The sequence below is a fragment of the Streptomyces sp. NPDC006798 genome (assembly GCF_040635975.1).
Lineage (GTDB): Bacteria > Actinomycetota > Actinomycetes > Streptomycetales > Streptomycetaceae > Streptomyces.
The window spans coordinates 81111-99504 of the sequence record NZ_JBEYIS010000020.1; the positions used below are offsets into that span (position 1 = coordinate 81111).

Annotated in this window: 14 protein-coding genes and 1 riboswitch; of the genes, 4 read left to right on the forward strand and 10 right to left on the reverse strand. The window is 72.7% G+C overall.

Annotated elements, in window-relative coordinates; all coding sequences use genetic code 11:
• Window positions 1–59 precede the first annotated feature (59 nt).
• The 10 genes from eno to ABZ714_RS16185 form a co-directional block, all read right to left on the reverse strand.
• The gene (gene eno / locus ABZ714_RS16140; protein WP_358825841.1) at window positions 60–1340 is read right to left on the reverse strand and encodes a phosphopyruvate hydratase; all 1281 of its coding nucleotides are present in this window, start codon (window positions 1338–1340) and stop codon (window positions 60–62) included.
• 447 nt (window positions 1341–1787) lie between these two features.
• Window positions 1788–2516, reverse strand: a complete 729-nt coding sequence (locus ABZ714_RS16145) for a transglycosylase family protein (RefSeq protein ID WP_358825842.1) — start codon at window positions 2514–2516, stop codon at window positions 1788–1790.
• Window positions 2517–2519: 3 nt separating this feature from the next.
• Window positions 2520–2698: riboswitch (cyclic di-AMP (ydaO/yuaA leader) on the reverse strand.
• Between the two features lie 289 nt (window positions 2699–2987).
• Window positions 2988–3977 (reverse strand): transglycosylase family protein, encoded by a 990-nt coding sequence (locus ABZ714_RS16150; RefSeq protein ID WP_358825843.1) that lies wholly within the window; start codon window positions 3975–3977, stop codon window positions 2988–2990.
• Window positions 3978–4137: 160 nt separating this feature from the next.
• Window positions 4138–5421, reverse strand: a complete 1284-nt coding sequence (locus ABZ714_RS16155; protein ID WP_358825844.1) for a cytochrome P450 — start codon at window positions 5419–5421, stop codon at window positions 4138–4140.
• Window positions 5422–5941: 520 nt separating this feature from the next.
• Window positions 5942–6898, reverse strand: a complete 957-nt coding sequence (locus tag ABZ714_RS16160) for a nucleoside triphosphate pyrophosphohydrolase (RefSeq protein ID WP_358825845.1) — start codon at window positions 6896–6898, stop codon at window positions 5942–5944.
• Window positions 6899–7353: 455 nt separating this feature from the next.
• The gene (locus ABZ714_RS16165) at window positions 7354–8001 is read right to left on the reverse strand and encodes a SurA N-terminal domain-containing protein (protein ID WP_358825846.1); all 648 of its coding nucleotides are present in this window, start codon (window positions 7999–8001) and stop codon (window positions 7354–7356) included.
• Between the two features lie 177 nt (window positions 8002–8178).
• Window positions 8179–8637 (reverse strand): GtrA family protein, encoded by a 459-nt coding sequence (locus tag ABZ714_RS16170; RefSeq protein WP_358825847.1) that lies wholly within the window; start codon window positions 8635–8637, stop codon window positions 8179–8181.
• Between the two features lie 172 nt (window positions 8638–8809).
• Window positions 8810–10321 carry a serine/threonine-protein kinase gene (locus ABZ714_RS16175; protein WP_358825848.1) on the reverse strand — a complete coding sequence of 504 codons (1512 nt, stop codon included), beginning with the start codon at window positions 10319–10321 and terminating at the stop codon, window positions 8810–8812.
• Window positions 10318–11139, reverse strand: coding sequence for a hypothetical protein (locus ABZ714_RS16180; protein WP_358825849.1), 822 nt, complete (start codon window positions 11137–11139; stop codon window positions 10318–10320). The genes ABZ714_RS16175 and ABZ714_RS16180 overlap by 4 nt, the downstream gene beginning before the upstream one ends.
• Before the next feature lie 240 nt (window positions 11140–11379).
• Window positions 11380–13557: an N-6 DNA methylase gene (locus ABZ714_RS16185; protein ID WP_358825850.1), complete on the reverse strand. Its 2178-nt coding sequence runs from the start codon at window positions 13555–13557 to the stop codon at window positions 11380–11382.
• Between the two features lie 301 nt (window positions 13558–13858).
• On the opposite strand from ABZ714_RS16185, the gene ABZ714_RS16190 reads away from it, so the two are divergent.
• The 4 genes from ABZ714_RS16190 to ABZ714_RS16205 all read left to right on the forward strand — a co-directional run bounded on the left by ABZ714_RS16190 (window position 13859) and on the right by ABZ714_RS16205 (window position 18284).
• A complete protein-coding gene (locus ABZ714_RS16190; RefSeq protein WP_358825851.1) occupies window positions 13859–15034 on the forward strand; it encodes a DUF4352 domain-containing protein in 1176 nt (391 codons plus the stop codon).
• Window positions 15035–15120: 86 nt separating this feature from the next.
• Window positions 15121–15957 (forward strand): hypothetical protein, encoded by an 837-nt coding sequence (locus tag ABZ714_RS16195; RefSeq protein ID WP_358825852.1) that lies wholly within the window; start codon window positions 15121–15123, stop codon window positions 15955–15957.
• 250 nt (window positions 15958–16207) lie between these two features.
• Window positions 16208–17284, forward strand: a complete 1077-nt coding sequence (locus ABZ714_RS16200) for a winged helix-turn-helix domain-containing protein (RefSeq protein ID WP_358825853.1) — start codon at window positions 16208–16210, stop codon at window positions 17282–17284.
• 274 nt (window positions 17285–17558) lie between these two features.
• On the forward strand, window positions 17559–18284 hold the full coding sequence (locus ABZ714_RS16205; RefSeq protein ID WP_358825854.1) for a hypothetical protein: 726 nt from the start codon (window positions 17559–17561) through the stop codon (window positions 18282–18284).
• Window positions 18285–18394: the final 110 nt, after the last annotated feature.

The window sequence follows — 18394 nt, forward strand, 5'->3', positions numbered from 1 at the left end:
GCTGCCGGGGTGCCGGTCAGCCGTCGGGGGGCATCGGCTCCTGCCGCTGCCCCCGGGTGTCAGCCCTTGAAGCGGGGGAACGCGCTGCGGCCCGCGTAGACGGCCGCGTCGTCCAGGATCTCCTCGATCCGGAGGAGCTGGTTGTACTTGGCGACGCGCTCGGAGCGGGCCGGGGCGCCGGTCTTGATCTGGCCGCAGTTGGTGGCGACGGCCAGGTCGGCGATGGTGACGTCCTCGGTCTCGCCGGAGCGGTGCGACATCATGCACTTGAAGCCGTTGCGCTGGGCCAGCTCGACCGCGTCGAGGGTCTCGGTGAGGGACCCGATCTGGTTGACCTTGACCAGCAGGGCGTTGGCCGAGTTCTCCTCGATGCCGCGGGCCAGCCGCTCGGGGTTGGTGACGAACAGGTCGTCGCCGACGAGCTGCACCTTGGTGCCGAGCTTCGCGGTGATGGTGTTCCAGCCGTCCCAGTCGTCCTCGAACAGCGGGTCCTCGATGGAGACCAGCGGGTACGCCTCGACCAGCTCGGCGTAGTACTCGGTCATCTCGGCGGCGGTCCGGGACTTGCCCTCGAACTCGTAGACGCCGTCCTTGTAGAACTCGGAGGCGGCGACGTCGAGCGCCAGCGCGATGTCGCGGCCGGGGGTGTAACCGGCCTCCTTGATCGCTTCGAGGATGAGGTCGAGCGCCTCGCGGTTGGAGCCGAGGTTCGGCGCGAAGCCGCCCTCGTCGCCGAGGCCGGTGGAGAGGCCGCGGCCCTTCAGCACCTTCTTGAGGGTGTGGTAGACCTCGGTGCCCCAGCGCAGGGCCTCGGAGAAGGACTCGGCGCCGATCGGCGCGATCATGAACTCCTGGATGTCGACATTGGAGTCCGCGTGGGATCCGCCGTTGAGGATGTTCATCATCGGGACGGGCAGCAGGTGCGCGTTCGGGCCGCCGAGGTAGCGGAAGAGCGGCAGGTCGGACGCCTCGGAGGCGGCGTGCGCCACGGCGAGGGAGACGCCGAGGATGGCGTTGGCGCCGAGGGAGCCCTTGTTGTCGGTGGCGTCCAGGTCGAACATGGCCTGGTCGATCAGGCGCTGCTCGGTGGCGTCGTAGCCGACCAGCTCCGGGCCGATCTGCTCGATGACGGCCAGGACGGCCTTCTCGACACCCTTGCCCAGGTAGCGGTTGGGGTCCCCGTCGCGGAGCTCAATGGCCTCGAAGGCACCGGTGGAGGCACCGGAGGGCACGGCAGCACGGCCGGTGCTGCCGTCGTCGAGGCCCACCTCGACCTCGACCGTGGGGTTGCCCCGGGAGTCGAGGATTTCCCGGGCTACGACGACGTCGATGGACGGCACGAGCATCTCCTTCTGGGATGTGACGCGTGGGATGCGGGTTTGTTTCGGCCCTTGTGGTCACGAGCCTAACCGGACGGGGGGCGCCGTCCCGCCGATGCCCGCCCCCTGGGACGAAAAAGAGTACGAAGAATCGCGGTGACCGGCGAAGGCCGTGCCGCTACCCGCCGGTAGCGGCTCTCACCTGCGCTCTCGTCCGCTCAGACGGGTGTACGGAAGGGCCGGCGGGGCCGCCGTCCGGGGCCGTGGGGCGGGGCCGGCGCGGGGGCGGTCCGGGGGTGATACGGGAAACCCCGGACCGGCGCGTACGGGGGAGTCGCGCCGGCCCGGGGTGGTGGCCGTCTCCGTGCCGGGGCCCGTGAGGGGATTCCGCGCGAGGACGGCCGGGGGGACGGACCTGTGGGGGGAGGGCCGCCGCGGGGACGGCGGCGGCCCGGGGCCCGTCCGGGGTCAGCTCAGGTGGAGCAGCTGGCCCGGGAAGATCACGTCGGCGTCGTCGACGATGTCCTCGTTCAGCTCGAAGAGCTGCTGCCAGCCACCCTTGACCTGCTCGGCCTCGGCGATCTTGCTCAGCGTGTCGCCGGCCTTGACCTCGTACGTGCCGTCGCCCTTCAGGAAGCCCTTGGCGGGACCCTGGGACTTCTTCGGCGCCTGCTTCTGGGCCGGGGCCTCGGCGCGCTCGGAGCGGGTGGTCGGGGCCTCGGCCCGCTTCTGCTCCTTCGGCGCGGCCTTGGGCGCGGCCTGCTTCTTGGGCTGCTCCTGCTTCGGCTGGGCGGGGGCCTGCTCGGCCGCGCCGCCGCCGTACGGGGTGTTGGAGAGGCCGACGCCGCAGGACGGCCAGGCGCCCTTGCCCTGGCCCGCGAGGACCTTCTCGGCTATCTCGATCTGCTGGGCCTTGGAGGCCAGGTGCGCGTTGGACGCGTACTTGGTGCCACCGAAGGCGGCCCACGTCGACGGGGAGAACTGGAGTCCGCCGTAGTAGCCGTTGCCGGTGTTGATGGACCAGTTGCCGCCGGACTCGCACTGGGCGACCTTGTCCCACTCGGCGGCGGTGGCGGCGGAGGCGGAGGTGGCGCCCATCAGCGGGGCGGCGATGGCGGCACCGGTGATCCCGGCGAAGGCGGCGAACTTGGCGGCCTTGGACGGACGGCGGTGCTTGCCCTTGGTGGCGAACAGCATGGCGGATCTCCTCACCGACGCCTACGAGGTGAGCTGTCGGGTTCGGGCGCAGTGAGTTGCCCGGCCGGACGACCCTCGGGTCGTACGGCTTCACCCCTAGCCGGGTCCCGCCGTCCTCACGGACGGTGGGCGGACCGGCACGAACCTGGGTCCCCCGCTCCTGCCTTCGGCGCTGTCGCGACGACTGTTCCCCCCGACCGACGGCAGGATTTCGGCGTGACGGTCAGTGGTGCCCGCTTTGGCGAGCGGTCCAGACCGTAGCCACAGCCGTCCCGGTTCTTCAAAGACGGAACATCGTGGTCAAATCGCCCATCCCGCCCCTCCGGTAACTTGCGTTTCCGCAGGTGGCGCGCGGAATAGGCAATTCCGGAAGGGCCGGGGCGGCGGTCCGGGCAAAGAGACTCATGTCTCACTTACGCGAAACCGGACATTTACCGACGAATCACTACGTCAGTTTCGCCGGTACGCAGGCTACTTCGGCTGAAGATCAAGGCTCTGGCCAGGCAGGATGAGGTCGGGATCAGCTCCGACCACCTTCTGGTTGGCCTCGTAGAGCGCCGGCCAGCCGCCGGGGACGTCCTTCGCCTCCGCGATGGCCCAGAGATTGTCGCCGGTGCGCACCGTGTAGCTACCGGACGCCGGGGCGGTTTCGCCCGCGGTGTCCTTACTGTCCGTCGCGGTGGTCCCGTTCGCGGGGGCCTTCGCACCGGATCCGCCCGCACCGCCCGGGTCGCCCTGGTTCCGGGCGTCGGCCCGGCCCGGGGTGTCACCGCGGGACGTCCGGTCGGGGCCGGACATCCGGGACGGGTCGATGGCGTCCACGGCGGAGGTGTCCGGGGCCGCCGCGTCGGTACGGGCTCCCGCGCCGGCGTCCGCACCCGCGTCGGCACCGGCCTTCGGAGCGCCGCCGCCCGCCGTGCCAGGCTCCGTCGCGGGCGTACCGCGGTGCTTGCCGGTCCCGGGGGCCTCGGCGGACTTGCCGGGCGCCTCCTTCTTCTGTGCCGCGTCCGCCTTGGGCGCCGCCGCACCGGCGTCCCTGCCGCCCGCGCCACGCGGCTCGGCCGGAGCGGTCTCCTTGGCCGCGTCCGCGGCGCGCTTCGCGGCCGGGCCGCTCGGCACCGGGTCGGCGCCCGGGTCGATCCCGGTCGAGGCGCCCGCCCCGAGCCCGGCGTTGGCACCGCAGGACGGCCACGCCTTGGCGCCCTGGGCCGCGAGCACCTTCTCGGCCACGGCTATCTGCTGGGAGCGGCTCGCCAGATCGGGCCGGTCGGCGTACTGCGAACCACCGAAGGATTCCCAGGTCTCCTGGGAGAACTGGAGACCGCCGTAGTAGCCGTTGCCCGTGTTGGCGCTCCACTGCCCGGCGCTCTCGCACTCGGCGACCCGGTCCCAGACCGCGGAGTCCGCGGCGGACGCCGAGGTCGCGCCGAGGAGCGGGATCGCGATCGCGGACCCGGTCACCCCCGCTGCGACGACCAGGGCCGGGGCCTGTCGAGGACGGCGATGTCGACCATTCCCGGAGAGCATGCGCTGAGCCTTTCCGCTGAGGGCTGGAACGGGGGTGAAGGTAGCCGCACTCGAACGTCTGTCACAAGTCGATGCAGCGGAGATCACGCGAACATCACATTCTTGACGCCCTGTCAGTTCCGGCCGGAGTGAACTCCACCGGAAGGGTGCGCAGTCCACGCATGATCAGGCCCCCGCGCCACCGCAAATCGCCATGATCCACCGCCAGTCGCAGGTCGGGAAGGCGCGTCAGCAGCGTCGCGATCGCGGTCCTGCCCTCCAGCCGGGCGAGCGGCGCGCCGAGACAGTAATGGATGCCGTGCCCGTATCCGAGGTGCTGATTGTCACGCCGCGCCAGGTCCAGAATGTCCGGCCCGTCGAACCGCTCCGGGTCCCGGTCCGCCGCCGCGAGCACCACCAGAACCGGGTCGCCCTCGGCCACCCGTACGCCCCCGATCGTCAGCTCCTCGGTCGCGTACCGCCAGGTCGCCATCTCCACCGGGCCGTCGTACCGCAGCAGCTCCTCGATCCCCGTCTCCAGCAGCGCCGTCTCCCCCGCCGCCAGCGACTCCTGGAGCCGGGCGCGCTGCTCCGGATGGCACATCAGGGCATAGAGCCCGTTACCCACCAGATTGATGGTCGTCTCAAAACCAGCGAACAGGAGTACGAAACACATCGCGACGACCTCGTTCTCGGTGAGGTGCTCACCGTGGTCGCTGGCCCGGATCAGCCCCGAGATCAGATCGTCCGCGTCCTCCGCGCCGAGGTTCTCCCGCTTGCGGTGGATCAGCTCCGCCAGATAGCCCCGGATCCGCTTCACCGCCCGCGCCACCCCGCCGCGCGGCCCGCCGCCGTGACGGATCATCATCCCCGCCCAGTCCCGCAGATCGTCCTGATCCTCGGCGGGCACCCCCAGCAGATCGCAGATCGCGTAAATAGGGAGCGGAAAGGCGAACTCGTGGATCAGATCGGCGCTCCCCCGCTCCGCGAACCCGTCGATCAGCCGGTCGGTCAGCTCCCGCACCCGGGGCTCGAAGGCGGCCACCCGGCGCGGCGTGAACGCCTTCGCCACCAGCCGGCGCAGCCGGGTGTGGTCCGGCGGATCGATATTCAGCAGATGCGTCATCAGACCGGCGCTGCGCTCCCCCGGGATCCCGGTCTTCCCCCGGGCGTGGGCGGGCTCGTCGTGATGCGCCGGATTCTTCGACAGCCGCGGATCGGCGAGCGCCAGCCGGGCGTCCGCGTACCGGGTCACGAGCCATGCCTCGACCCCGCTGGGCAGGGTCGTCCGCCGTACGGGCGCGTGCTCCCGGAGCCAGGCGTAGGCGGGGTACGGATCGGTGGCGAACTCCCAGCTGAACAACTCGGGCGGTTCCGGCGGGTCGGAGGGCTTGCGCATACCGGGACGGTATCCCCCGCGCGGCCCGCCTCCCGCCGGGGGCTTCGGGGTGCGCCGCAGGAGCCGCGGCTTTGTCTTGTGGGGCGACCGCGCGCCGCCGGTGGGTTGCTCGCGCGGTTCCGCCCCTATGCCTTCGGCCATGGGGGACCCCCAGCGCCTCCGCCCTCCGGGTGAGCGCCACGAACCGGGCCCCGCCGGCGGCCTGATGTTGTTCGCGGCCCGCGGACCGTGGCTGGCTTGTCGCGCGGTTCCGCCCCCTATGCCTTCGGCAATGGGGGGGACCCCCAGCGCCACCTGGATTGCCCTCCTGGCCGCCCTCGGAAAGAGATCGACCCCTCCTGACCGGGAGCGGGGCCTTTCCAGGGCCGGTGCCGGGGAGAGCGTTGAGGGGCTCGGGGAACTGCGAGACAGGCCACAGGCGGGCCGCGGACCGCCGACAACATCAGGTCGCCGGGCGCGGCCCGGGCAGTCGGGGCGGCGCCCCGGGGCGAAGGGCCCCCAGGGGCACAGGGAGCCCGGGTCAGGACTCCGACGCGCGGATCGTGTCGTAGTAGGCCCGCGCCGCGGACCGCAGCGCCGCCTCCGGGTCGATTCCCTCCGCCTCCGCCGCGACCGCGAGCGCCAGCAGCTCGTACCCCACGCCCCGGCCCGTCGGCAGCGCCACGTCGAGCCCGCCGCTGCGGACCCGGGACGCCAGCTTGGCCGCGAGCGCGAGGCCCGGCTGCCCGAGCGGTACGCCGTCGGTCACCGAACCGCGCCGCTTCTCCTCCGCCTTGGTCCGGAGCCAGATCCTCCGTACGTCCTCCGGAGTCTCGGCCCGCTCGTCCCCGAAGACATGCGGATGCCGGTGGATCAGCTTCTCCACGATGGTCGCGGCGACGTCGTCGACGGAGAACGGCTCCTCCGGGTCCTCCTCGGCGATCCTGGCGTGGAAGACGACCTGGAGGAGTACGTCGCCCAGCTCCTCCCGCAGCTCCTCGCGGTCACCCCGCTCGATCGCCTCGACCAGTTCGTACGCCTCCTCGATGGCGTACCGGGCGAGGTCCTTGTGCGTCGGCACCGACGACCAGGGGCACTCCTCGCGGATCCGGTCCATGACCTGGACGAGATCGAGCATCCGGGCGCCGGGCAGGTCGTACGAGCCGGGCAGCAGCTCCAGGTCCGGTACGGAGGTCCGGCCGGACCCGGCGAGCCGGGCGAGCCCGTCGGTCAGCGCCCGGTCGCCCTCGCCGCCGACCAGCACGGCGACGGTCACGCCCGCCGCGCCCTCGGCGCAGGCGGCCACGAGGGCGTGCGCGTCGGGCACCCCGATCTCCACCTCGATCCCGGCCTCGCGCAGATACGGCAGCTGGGGGTGCGCGGGATCGCCGCACCACACCCGGTCGGCGCCCCGGAGGAGACTCCAGGCACTCCAGGAGAGCAGCCCGGGAGCGACGCGGTGGCTGGTGGTGACGAGCACGATACGACTGTTGTCCACCACGGAGACGCTACCCGCTGGGGGTGCGGGGGCGCGCGTCCGCGTCCCGCGACCCGATGTTGTTCGCCGCCTGCGGACCGTGCTGGGTTGCTCGCGCGGTTTTGCCCCTATGCCCTCGGCGATGGGGGGACCCCCAGCGCCTGGCCCTCCGGGGCGCCGCCCCAAACCCCGGGCCGCGCCCAGCCACTGAATCTTGATCGCAGTCCGCGGACCGCGGCTGGCTTGTCGCGCAGTTCCCCGCGCCCCTCAACGCTCTCCCCGGCACCGGCCCTGGAAGGATTCCCGGCCTTGGAGAGACCCGTCTCCTGGAAGGGGCGAGCAGGAGGGCAACCCAGGTGGCGCTGGGGGTCCCCCCATTGCCGAAGGCATAGGGGGCGGAACTGCGCGATCAACCACCCACCGGGCCGCGGTCGCCCGACAACAGCCGGCTGCTGCTCCTCCCGCGCGAAAAACCCCTACGCGCCCTGTTCCTCGGCGGAAGGCGACTTCGTCAGCTGGGAGATCCACGGCGCCCGGTACTCCCCGAGTTCCAGTTTCTGGTTGTTCCAGGTTCCGTATCGCGGGTTGACGTCGATGTCGAGGGACTTCGCCGCCGCGGTGAAGGTCTTGTTGAGGCGCTGCTGGCCGTCGGGGGTGTTGGCCGCGCCGATGGATTCCGCGAGCTTGCCGATGAGGATCTCGCGTTCGACGACGGAGTCGAGGCCGTCGGGCGCGACGCCCCGCTGCTGGAGGAAGGTCGCGGCGAGGGCCTGTTCGCCGCCCGCCTGTTCGACGTAGGCGGCGCGGCGCTCCTGGAGTTCCTTGCGGGTGACGGTGACGCCCGCGTCGTCCGCGGCCTTCTCGACCACCTTGTCGACGATCATGTCGAAGAGCTTGGCCCGGCCGAGCTGGCCGGTCTCCTTGATCATCTGTTCGCCCTGTGGCGCCTTCGCCTGCGCGTCGCGGACGTTCGCGACCTCGGCCTGGAGTGTGGACACCTCGATCCGTTCGCCGCCGACGACGGCGGCGGCGCCGGGGTGGGCGTCGTTGCCGCAGGCGGTGAGCAGCGGTGCGGCGGCGAGAGCGGCGGAGACGAGGATCGCGGTGCGACGGCGGCGGTGCAAAGGAGCCTCCAGACGAGGTTTGTGCGACGAGTCACAAAGTCCTGCGGTGACTGATGGTAGGCAGTCGACGGGGCGGGGGCCACCACTTCACCGCGACTGTTTTGGACCAACGAGGCGCCCGGTGCCGTAGATACGAATGAGACGTACGGGAAGTCCGGGAGAACGGCGGTCACCGCCTCAGCGGCGAACCGGCTCCCGGGCCGCCGCGTCCCGCCCCCGGCCCTCGCCCCGGCCCGTACCCTTCGCGCCGCCGCCCCGCTCCCCCGGCTCGGGCCTGAGCATGATCGTCCGGGAGACCACGAACGTCACCGGGATCGCCGCGCCCGCCGAGATCAGCGGCGCGTACCGGTCGTCCACCCCGGCCACTCCGACCAGCAGGTATACCCCGGCCGTGGTGATCACGAAGTTGGCGGCGTTGGTCAGCGGGAAGAGCAGGAACTTCCGCCAGGTGGGCCGGGTGCGGTAGGTGAAGTAGGAGGTGAGGAAGAAGGAGCCGATCATGCTCAGAACGAAGGCCAGTACATGCGCGGCGACGTACGGCAGCCGGTTCAGCAGCAGGAGATAGAGGGCGTAGTAGGTGCCGGTGTTGACCGCGCCCACGAGGACGAATCGGATGAGCTGGCCGCGGATGCTCATGGTCTCGCCGGTCCTCAGGTCCTCGGTTGCTCAGCCGCGCGGTCGCGCGGTCGCTCGATCACTCGTCGGGGGTCCGCCACCCGCCGCCGGTGGCCCGAAAGGCGCCGTTCCGTCCGGAAGCGTACGGCATGCCGTGCCCACGCCCCGGCGGAACCCGGCGCCGTTACTCCCGTCAGGGGTGGAACCGGCGCTGCCGTTCGAGCGCGCGCCGCAGGTCGGCGGGGAGCTGGTGGTACGGCCCGTAGGCGCGCTCCGCGTCGTAGAGCAGGGCTTCGAGCTGGTGCCGGGCGCCGGTGTGGTCGCCGACCGCCAGCATCAGGTTCCCGATCCGGTGGCGGACGTCGAAGGCGCGGCCGGTGTCCCCGGCGCGCTCGTAGTAGGGCAGTACGGCGCGGTATCCGGCGATCGCGGCGGCCGCCTCGCCGAGCTGTTCGAGGCAGTACGCGGCGTCGTGCCGGAACTGGAGTGTCCCGGGGTCGGCGGGCCCGGCCTCGGCCGTCCGGTCGTCGGCGAGTCTGCGCAGCTCGGGGAGGGCGCGGCGGTACTGGCCGTCGTCCATGAGGGTGGCGGCGTACTGCTTGCGGAGGATCCGGACGACCGGTGAGCGCTCGCCGTGCTCGGCCGCCGCTGCCGGGAGGATGCCGCCGAGTATGTCCACGGCCTGGGTGATGCTGCCCTCGCCGAGGAGTCGTTTCACCTCGTCGACGGCGGCGGCCACATCGGGCTCGGGCGGGGTGGGGACGACGGCGGCCGGGGGCGGCGGCGCGGCGGCGCCGTTCCGGTCGGGCCAGGGGGCGTGCGGGCGCAGGAAGGGGCGCGTGGGGTCGAGGGGTCCGCCGGGGCTGCCGTGCCGGGGCAGGAGCGGGGCCAGGGTCTCGTAGACCTCCTGCGCTCCGTCGGGCCGGTGCTGCGGGTCCTTGGCGAGCAGCCGCAGGACGAGGGCCTCCAGCGGTTCGGGGACGTCGGGGCGGATCCGGCGGACGGGGACCGGGGCCTCATAAAGATGGCGGTGCAGTACGCCGAGGGCGGTGGAGCCCGCGAAGGGGACGTTGCCGCTGAGGAGTTCATGGGTCAGCACGCCGAGCGCGTACAGATCGGTGTACGGGCCGACCGCGCCGCCCATGGCCTGTTCGGGCGCCATATAGGCGGGGCTTCCGATGGGCGATCCGGTGTGGGTGAGACGGGTGGTGTCGGTATCGATGACCGAGGCGACGCCGAGGTCGAGGACGGTGACCGTGCCGTCCGGTTTGACCATGACGTTCCGGGGCTTGAGGTCGCGGTGGACGATCGGTACGGCGTGTACGGCGGCGAGTACGGCGCAGAGCTGGGCGGCGACGGAGACCGTCCACTGCCAGGGGTAGGGCTCGTGTTCGGCGAAGTGGTCGGCGAGGTCGGCGCCCTCGACGTACTGCATCACCAGATACAGATCGTCGCCGTCGCTGCCGGCGTCGTGGACGGTGACGAGTCCGGGGTGGGTGACCTGGGCGGTGACCCGGCACTCGCGGACGAAGCGGCGGCGCATCTCCTCGGCGTCGCCGCCGTGGGTCATGTGGTCGGGGCGGAGGAGCTTGACCGCGACCCGGCGGTCGAGCCGCCCGTCGTAGGCGGTCCAGACCTGGCCCATGCCGCCCTGGCCGATGAGGGTCGACAGCTCGTACCGGTCCGCGATGACGCGTCCGTTCACCGGCCCTGCTCCCCGCGGTCACCGGGCTCGCGGCGATCGCCTCGATCGTCGCGGTCGCGGCGGAGGTAGTCGCTCAGCTCGTCCAGCTCGGCGCGTACCTGGTCGATCCGGGGCGCGGGCGTACCGGGCCGGGCCGGGGGCTGCGGGTGCTGCGGGTGAACCGGACCGGGACCGGGAGCCGGAGCGGGAGGAGGCGTCGGCGCGGGCGGCGGGGGCGGTACGGGCGCGGCCCGGTGGGCGTTTCCGGCGGGATAGCCGTAGCCGGGTGCGGCCGTTCGCGGCGGCGGATACCCGTATCCGGGCACGGTCGGTCCGGACGGCCCGGCGGGTCCGGTCCCCGGTCCCGGTCCGGACGGTGCGCCCGGCGGCGGCCCGAAGCCCCCCACCGGAGGCGTCGCGGACCCGGCGGGCGGGCCGGACGGTCCGGACGGGACGAAGAAGGACCCGGCCCGCTGCTGTTCCAGCCGCAACTGGTCCATCCGGCGCAGGTCGGCGACGAGGAAGTGCACGGCGACCGCGACCGCCATCCCGAAGAGCCCGAGGAAGACGAACGCGTCGACGTTGTTGCCCTCCTCGGCGTCCGCGTCGGAGCCCCAGACGGCGATGGCGAAGATCAGGAGCGCGGTGACGACCACGGTCACCGCGAAGAGCAGCCAGTCCAGGGCCCGCTTCCGCAGGACGGCGAGCCGGAACATGGTGACCCAGGCCAGCAGCCCGCAGGAGAGCAGCGCGAGGGCCAGGAACAGCGCGCGCAGCGCGACGACCCCCGCACTCGACGGCGGACCTTCGCGCGGTGGGGCAAAGCCGGGGCCGTGCATCGCTGCTCCTGGTGACGAGGGCCTTGGACAGGAGACGAGGGTATACACCGACGGCCCGCACGTCCCCGGGGATCCGGCGTCCGGCGGGGCGGAGGACGGGGCGCCGGACCGGGGCGCCGGCGCGGCCGGTCCCGTACGTCCGGATCCGGCCGCTCGCGTACCGCGGGATCCGGCCGGCCGCTTCGCCCGGCCCGGCCGCTCAGCCGCGCCGGGTCCGGCCGGGCCCGGTGGCCGCCGAGGTCACCGTTCCGGTTCGACGGTGCCGTCCGTGAGGCCGTCGTAGAGGCCCTGTACGAGCTGTTCGCCGAGGCGTCCGGCCAGCCGCAGCGCGTCCTCGAAGGCGGCGAGCGCGCGGAAGCGCTCCCCGTACCTGCGCTGCTCGTCGAGGGGGACGCGGGGCAGTTGCAGCCGCCGGACGTCGAGCCTGCTGGCGGTGGAGGCGTAGCTGCTGGCCTGCCGGGTGTTGGCGGTGCCGCGCAGGAATCCGGCGAGGAACCAGGGGTCGAGCGCCTCGGGCAGGGGGCGCAGCAGTTGGAGGTTGCGGCCGAGTACGGCGCCCGCGGTGGCGTCGTCCACGACCCGGACGACGGAGCCGCCGCCGAGTACGGGGACGATCACGTCCCCGGTCAGGACGCGGACGGGTTCGTCGTCGGGGGTGTCGGGGAGCACTCCGGTCGGCCGGGTGCCGTGCAGGACGTCGTGGTCGGTGAGTACGGCGCCCCGGGTGGCGCGGGAGCCGGGGGCGAGTCCGGGGTGGGCGGGTCCTGGGACGGCGGAGGTGGCTCCGGCCCGGATGGTGAGGGCGCCCGCGCGGGCGAGTTCGCCGACGGTGGTGGAGGGCCAGGGCGCGGGCCTTCCGGGCGCGGCCGGGGTGGGGGTGAGTTCGCCGGTGAGTCGGAGGGTGTCGGTGAGCCGGGCCCTGACCCGTTCCAGGTCCTCGGCGTCGCCGCCGGTGGCGGCGGGCGGTACGTGCCGGGCGGGGGCCAGGTCGACGTCGTCGTCGAGGAGTTCGATGACGGGGACCGCCCGGCTCGTGCCGGGCCGGTCGACGGTCGTACGGATCCCCTCGCCGGACCCGCCGGACGCGCCCGTCTCAGGGGCCCCGGCCGTACCGGCCGCGCCTTGGAAGGACCGCCAGACGCCGAGGACGGTGGTGTGGACGGTCTGCCAGTCGATCCGGTCTCGGCCGCCGCCGGAACCGGGGCCGCCGCCCAGGTCGGTGGTGTCCACCAGCAGCAGTTCGGAGGCGGGCGGGCGGCCGGGCTCGGGCCGGCGCAGCACCCAGAGGTGGAGGGGGATGCCGTACGGGGGCGCGGCCCCGGCGGGCAGGGCGACGACGGCCCGCAGGGCGCCCCGGCGCAGCAGTCCGGCCCTGATCCGGCGGCCGGACCGGCGGGACGCGGCGGCGGGCGGCATCAGGAGGACGGCGGTGCCGCCGGGGCGCAGCCGGGCGATGGCGTGCTGGACCCAGGCCAGTTCGGACTCGGTACGGGCCGGGAAGCCGTACTCCCACCGGGGGTCGTAGGCGAGTTCGTCGTGGCCCCAGTTGCGTTCGTTGAACGGCGGGTGGCAGAGCACGGCGTCGGCCCGGACGTCGGGGTAGGCGTCGGCGCGCAGGGCGTCGCCGGTACGGGCGGAGACGGAGACGGCCGGGTCGTGGCGGAGGGCGAGCCGGAGGGCGGTGAGGACGGTGAGTCCGGGGTCGGAGTCCTGGGCGCGCAGGGCGGCGGGGTCTTCGACGGCGGTCAGCAGTCCGCCGGTCCCGGCGGCCGGGTCGAGGACGGTGGCGTTCCGGGCGGTCTCCGGGGGCAGGGCGAGCGCGGCCATCAGGGCGGCCGGGCCCGGCGGGGTGGCCGTGTGGTGGCGGACGCTGGTGTCGAGGTAGCGGCCGAGCAGGAACTCGTAGGCGTCGCGGGGGCCGAGTTCGGCGGCGAGTTCGCCGACGGAGCGCAGGAAGGGCAGGGCGTCGGGGCCGAGGGCCCGGCCCGCGCGCAGGGCCGGGACGAAGGGTTCGAGCCGGTCGTCGGCAAAGCGCCGGCCCAGGACCTGCTCGACGGCGGTCGGCAGGAGTTCGGCCGCCCGTTCGTCGTCCCGGAAGGCCAGCTCCCGCCAGGTGACGGGGCTGTCGTGGACGACGAGGAGGACGAGTCCGGCGCCGACGAGGGTGTCGGCGGCGGTCGCGGGCCGGTCGGCGATCCGCTGCCAGACGCGTTCCCGGAGCGGGACCTCGGCCAGCTTGCCCTGGGCGCGCAGCCATCGCTCGACGTCGGCGAGGGCGAAGGAGGGGCTGGTCTCGGTGCCGCCGACCGGTTTGGGGAAGTCGGCGTGGCGGCGGCGCCAGTTGCTGACGGCGGCCCGTCCCACACCCGCGAGCCGGGCGATCCCGGCCGCGGTGACTTCGCTCGCGCTCTCCGGCACCTGGCGCCTCCGTGATCCGTCGCCGACTGTCCTCGGACTTCTCTTATGTGTCGCCGATCATAGCCGCCCCGACCCGAGAGCCCACTTCACAGCCCAGAAAGACCCGTACACAAGATTTCGTGTTGACTCGGTTCACAAGCTCTGTTCTTATTGACCTGCCACCACACGGACCAGTCAGACCGGTCCGGTAACGGCGTGAACCGTCCTGTCCGCTGTCCGGCTTCGACCCGGGGCTGACGGTTCGCACCACGGCCACTCGCCGTGGTCCTTCTGCCACCGTCCTGTCCGGGAGGGCACGACCATGTCCCACTCCATGCAGCAGCCGCCGTACGGCGGAGGTACGGGCGACACACCCCACGGCCGGTCTCCGGACGGGCCGGGGGGATACGGATACGGAACCCCCGCGCAGGGGAGCCCCGCCCAGGGGAACCCCGCGCACTCCGGTCCCGACTGGGAACCGGGCAACACGCGGCCGACCGGCGGGTACGGGGGTCCCGCCGACCACGGCCACGGAAGCGGCTACGGCGGCGGCCACGGGAGCGGTCACGGCGACGGCTTCGGTACGGGCCACGGGGGCGGCGGCGCGACCGGCGGCTCCGGCACCGAGGGGCCCGGCGGCGCGGGAGGCCCGGCCGGGCCGGGCGGCGGGCGCGGCCCGCTCCGTAACGGTCTGGGTACGGCCGCCCTCGTCCTGGGCCTGATCGGCGCGGCCGTCGCCTGGATCCCCTTCGTCTTCTTCGTGGGCGGGGCCCTCGGCCTGACCGCCTTGATCATGGGGCTCAAGGGCCGCGGCCGGGCCCGCCGGGGCGAGGCGTCCAACGGCCGGGCCGCCGCCGCGGGGGCGGCGATCGGCGCGGGCGCGATGGTCCTGGCGACCGTCGGCACCTATCTGACCGTCCAGATCACGAGCGACGCCGTCGACGAGGTGACGAAGGACATCGCCGCTTCGGGCGCCCCGAGCACGGACCAGGGCGACGGGGGCGACGGCTCCGGCCTCGGCGGCGACAAGAAGAGCAAGGACAAGAAGGGCAAGAAGGGCAAGGGGAAGGGCCTCGGCGGGGGCGGCGACACGGGCGGCCGGGAAGGCCCGCTCGCGGCCGGCGGCAGCGCCACCTACCCCGACGGGATCAAGGTCACCGTCACCAAGGCCCCTCAGAGCTTCCGGCCCGGTGATTACGCGGCGGGCCACGAGGCAGGTAATAAGGCATATAAAGTGACCGTGGTTATCGAGAACACGGGAGACAAGGGCTTCGACTCCACGCTCACGACGACGGAGGCCCGGGCCGGGACCGAAGGCGTGACAGCGGAGCAGATCTTCGACGACACCGTCGACACCGGCTTTGAAGGAACGATTCTTCCGGGCCGGAAGGCCACCACCGTCTACGGCTTCTCGACCCCGGCCACCGCCAAGGAACTCACCCTGGAGATCAGTCCCGGAATGAGCCACGACCCGGCCCAGTGGGAACTGGCCCTCTGACGTCCCCACCGGACCCGCCCGCTCCCGCTGCCCCCTCCGCCGGTCATCATCACCAGCACCACCAGCACCACGACTCGGAGAACAAGATGTCTCGTACCACCCGTCCCCGCCGTAACGCCGTCGCGGCGGCCGCCCTCGTGTCGGTCCTCGCCCTCACGGCGACCGCCTGCGGCGACGAAGGCAAGGACGACACCGGCAAGGGCAAGGACGACAAGGGTTCGACGGTCACCACGCCGGAGAAGCCGAAGGACCCGTTCGCGGGCAAGACCGACGCCCAGATCATGGAGTCGGCCCTGGCCGCCACCAAGGCCGCCAAGTCTCTGACGATCAAGGGCGAAGGCCCGATGGACGCGGAGCCGGGCAAGCCCAAGCAGCGCGCCGACATCAACCTCTCCATCCACAACGACGGCCGGTGCGTGGGCACCATGGGCGTCAAGGGCGAGGGCAAGGTGGAGATCGCCAACGTCGGCTCCGCCGCCTACATCCGCCCCGACGACACCTTCATGCGCACCCAGATCAACGACCCCAGCATGTCCGCGGGTGAGCAGGAGCAGGTGATCAAGATGATGTCGGGCAAGTGGCTGACCGGCGACAAGAACAGCGACTTCGCCGGGTTCGCCGAGATCTGCGACCTCAAGAAGATCATGGACGAGGACGGCGAGAACAGCACGGAGGACAACGTCAAGCCCGCCGACGCCCGCCGGGCCGGCGAGGCCACGGTGAACGGCCAGAAGGCCCTCAAGCTCACCGGCAAGAACGGCACCGAGGCGTACGTCGCCACCGAGGGCGAGCCGGTCCTCCTCAAGCTGGTCGGCAAGGACTCGGGTGAGCAGTTCACCCTCCACCTGTCCGAGTACAACAAGGCGCCGCTGCCGAAGATCCCGAACCAGGCCGACGTCCTGGACATGAGCCAGATGGGCTGAGTGCCCGGCATCACCACGTGATGCGAGGGGGAGGGACCGCACCCGGCGGTCCCTCCCCTCGGCGTTTCCCCCGCCGCCCGTCATCAGCGCGCCCCGGGGCCGCCCCTTGGCACAGCCTTCGGATACCGGGACAACCTGGCGCGAATACGCCTTCAACGCCAAGGGTGAAGTGCCCCAGAATCGGCCGAGGATCCGCATTGGTACACGGGCGGGCCGCCGACGCGGGTGACGATGAGTCAGGGGCACGCGGATGCTGCGCTTCCACCTCACCACCGAAGACCTTCTGCGGGTCCGCCTGACCGGCGGACCGAACCCTCTGTGGGAGATCGCGTACAGCCTGCGCCTGCTCCGGACGCAGGAAGCGGTCCTGCTGTTCGACCCCTGGCGCCGGGAGGTCCGCCGCGCCCTCGCCGACGCGGGCCTGTCCCGGGCCGTCGAGGAACTCGGCCTGCTGTACCCGCCGGAAGGGTTCTGGCCGGACTTCCTCACCCCCGTGGGCGACGTCGCGGATCTGGAGACCGGTCTGGACCGGGTGCTGGCGACACCCCGCTCCGAACTCAAGCGCGAGCTGACCTTGATGGTCCAGCTGCGCTTCGCCCTGCCCGGCTGGGCGTCCGCCGTGGCGGACGGTGACCGCACCACCATGGGCCGCGTCGGCGACCTGCTCCGCCGCTACTACCGGATCGCCGTCGCTCCCTACGCCCAGCACCTACAGAGCGCCTTCGCGGCGGAGCGCGCGCGCCGGGCCGACACCGTACTGGAGCAGGGCGCCCGGGGCCTGCTCCCCAGCTACTCCTCCGCCCTGATGAGGTGGCGCGACGACGCTCTGGATATCTCCTGCTCGGTGGACGAGGAGTTCCGGGGCGAGGGCCGCGGCGTGACACTGCTGCCGTCGTTCTTCTCCGTGAACCAGCCGGCGGCGCAGCCCGGTGACGAGCATCCGACCGTCGTCGTCTATCCCCTCGAACACACCCTGGGCTGGCTCCCCCCGCCGGCCGCCCGGGAGGAAGCCCCGGCGGAAGCCCGGGGGTGCGGCGCCCGTCACACCCTGGCGCGGCTGCTCGGCCCCGCCCGGGCGGCAGCGCTGGAAGCCCTCGACCAGGCCATGACCACCTCCCGACTGGCCGTGTCGCTGGGGCTGTCGGTCCCGACCGCCAGCCGGCACGCGGCCCTCCTCCGCGAAGCCGGCCTGGTCGAATCCGAGCGCCGCGGCCAGTCGGTCCTGCACACCCGCACCCCGCTGGGCACAGCCCTCCTGGAAGGCCGTCCCGCCCCCACTCCGGTACGGCCCAAGGGCCGGACCGCGCCCGCGTGGGCCACCCCGTAGGCGTACGTCCGCGGACTCCGCCGCCCGCGGCACCCGGTCGGCGCGAGTGGACACGGGTTCGAGCGACCGAACGGACCACCGGACCTTTGCGCCCGGCCGCAAAGGCTTTCCGCGATCCGAGCCGCCCGCCATGGTTCGGTGCGTCCCAGCAGCACGGGACGCCCCGTCCGCACCCGGAACGGGGCAGTGACCACGCGGTTCAGCGCGCCCGCACGGGGGATCCGCCGGTCGGCGGTGTCATCGAGGGCGGGCGGAACCAGAAGGGTGTCACCCCATGCGACGTCACAGTCGTCTACGAATCTTGTTCCTGGCCCTGGTCGCCACCTGCGCCACGGCCCTGGCCGCGCCCGCCCCGGCACAGGCCGCGCCCGGCGGGCCCGGCGCGACCACCACTCCCGCCGCGGCCACCGAGAACGTCGGCCCCGTCCAGCTCCGGTTCACGGGTGCCGGCAGCGGGCCGCTCAACATCGCCCGGCGGGCGGCGATGGAGGAGGCGCTGTCCAAAGCGGCCGCGACCGGCTTCAACGCCTCCCAGTGCCGGGTCACCAACGGCGTGGACCATGAACAGGCCGCGGGCTACTGGTTCTCGACCCGGCAGCTCACCTGTGTCGGAGAACCGGTCGTGACCGCGACCTATCTGCATCTCAACCGCTACTTCAAGCCCTACAAGGACCATGTCAGCAGTGTCTGGCACGTCCCCGACGGCTACAACCTCGAAGGCAGCCTGGGACTTCTCCACACCTCCCCGGCCCCGGGCACCGGTCCTCTGTACCTCTGCGTCGTGCGCGGGGACAACTTCGTCTCACGCCATGTGAACTGCGAGGGCCAGGAGTACGTGACCCGGCTCGGCTGGATCTACGACTCCCCGCCCCCGGGCGTGGCGAATGTGCCGGTCTACCGCTGCCTGGGCAACGGCACCAGGGAGCTGTTCGAGTCCAACGACCCGAACTGCGAAGGCCATATCGTCGGCGGCCCGCACGGCTACTCGCTGATCGGCTGAGACCGCCGGATTCCGTCCGAACCGGCCGGCCGCCGCCACGCTCTCCGTCGGGCCTCGCCATCGCGCGGCCCCGGGGGAGGCGTGGCGGCTCCCGGCTTTCACGGGTGGGT

Bases quoted from the DNA above. Each gene is read 5' to 3' on its own strand.
- ABZ714_RS16145 (WP_358825842.1), bottom strand. From the start codon at position 2,516: ATGCTGTTCGCCACCAAGGGCAAGCACCGCCGTCCGTCCAAGGCCGCC.
- ABZ714_RS16155 (WP_358825844.1), bottom strand. From the start codon at position 5,421: ATGCGCAAGCCCTCCGACCCGCCGGAACCGCCCGAGTTGTTCAGCTGG.
- ABZ714_RS16170 (WP_358825847.1), bottom strand. From the start codon at position 8,637: ATGAGCATCCGCGGCCAGCTCATCCGATTCGTCCTCGTGGGCGCGGTC.
- ABZ714_RS16180 (WP_358825849.1), bottom strand. From the start codon at position 11,139: ATGCACGGCCCCGGCTTTGCCCCACCGCGCGAAGGTCCGCCGTCGAGT.
- ABZ714_RS16190 (WP_358825851.1), top strand. From the start codon at position 13,859: ATGTCCCACTCCATGCAGCAGCCGCCGTACGGCGGAGGTACGGGCGAC.
- ABZ714_RS16195 (WP_358825852.1), top strand. From the start codon at position 15,121: ATGTCTCGTACCACCCGTCCCCGCCGTAACGCCGTCGCGGCGGCCGCC.
- ABZ714_RS16200 (WP_358825853.1), top strand. From the start codon at position 16,208: ATGCTGCGCTTCCACCTCACCACCGAAGACCTTCTGCGGGTCCGCCTG.
- ABZ714_RS16205 (WP_358825854.1), top strand. From the start codon at position 17,559: ATGCGACGTCACAGTCGTCTACGAATCTTGTTCCTGGCCCTGGTCGCC.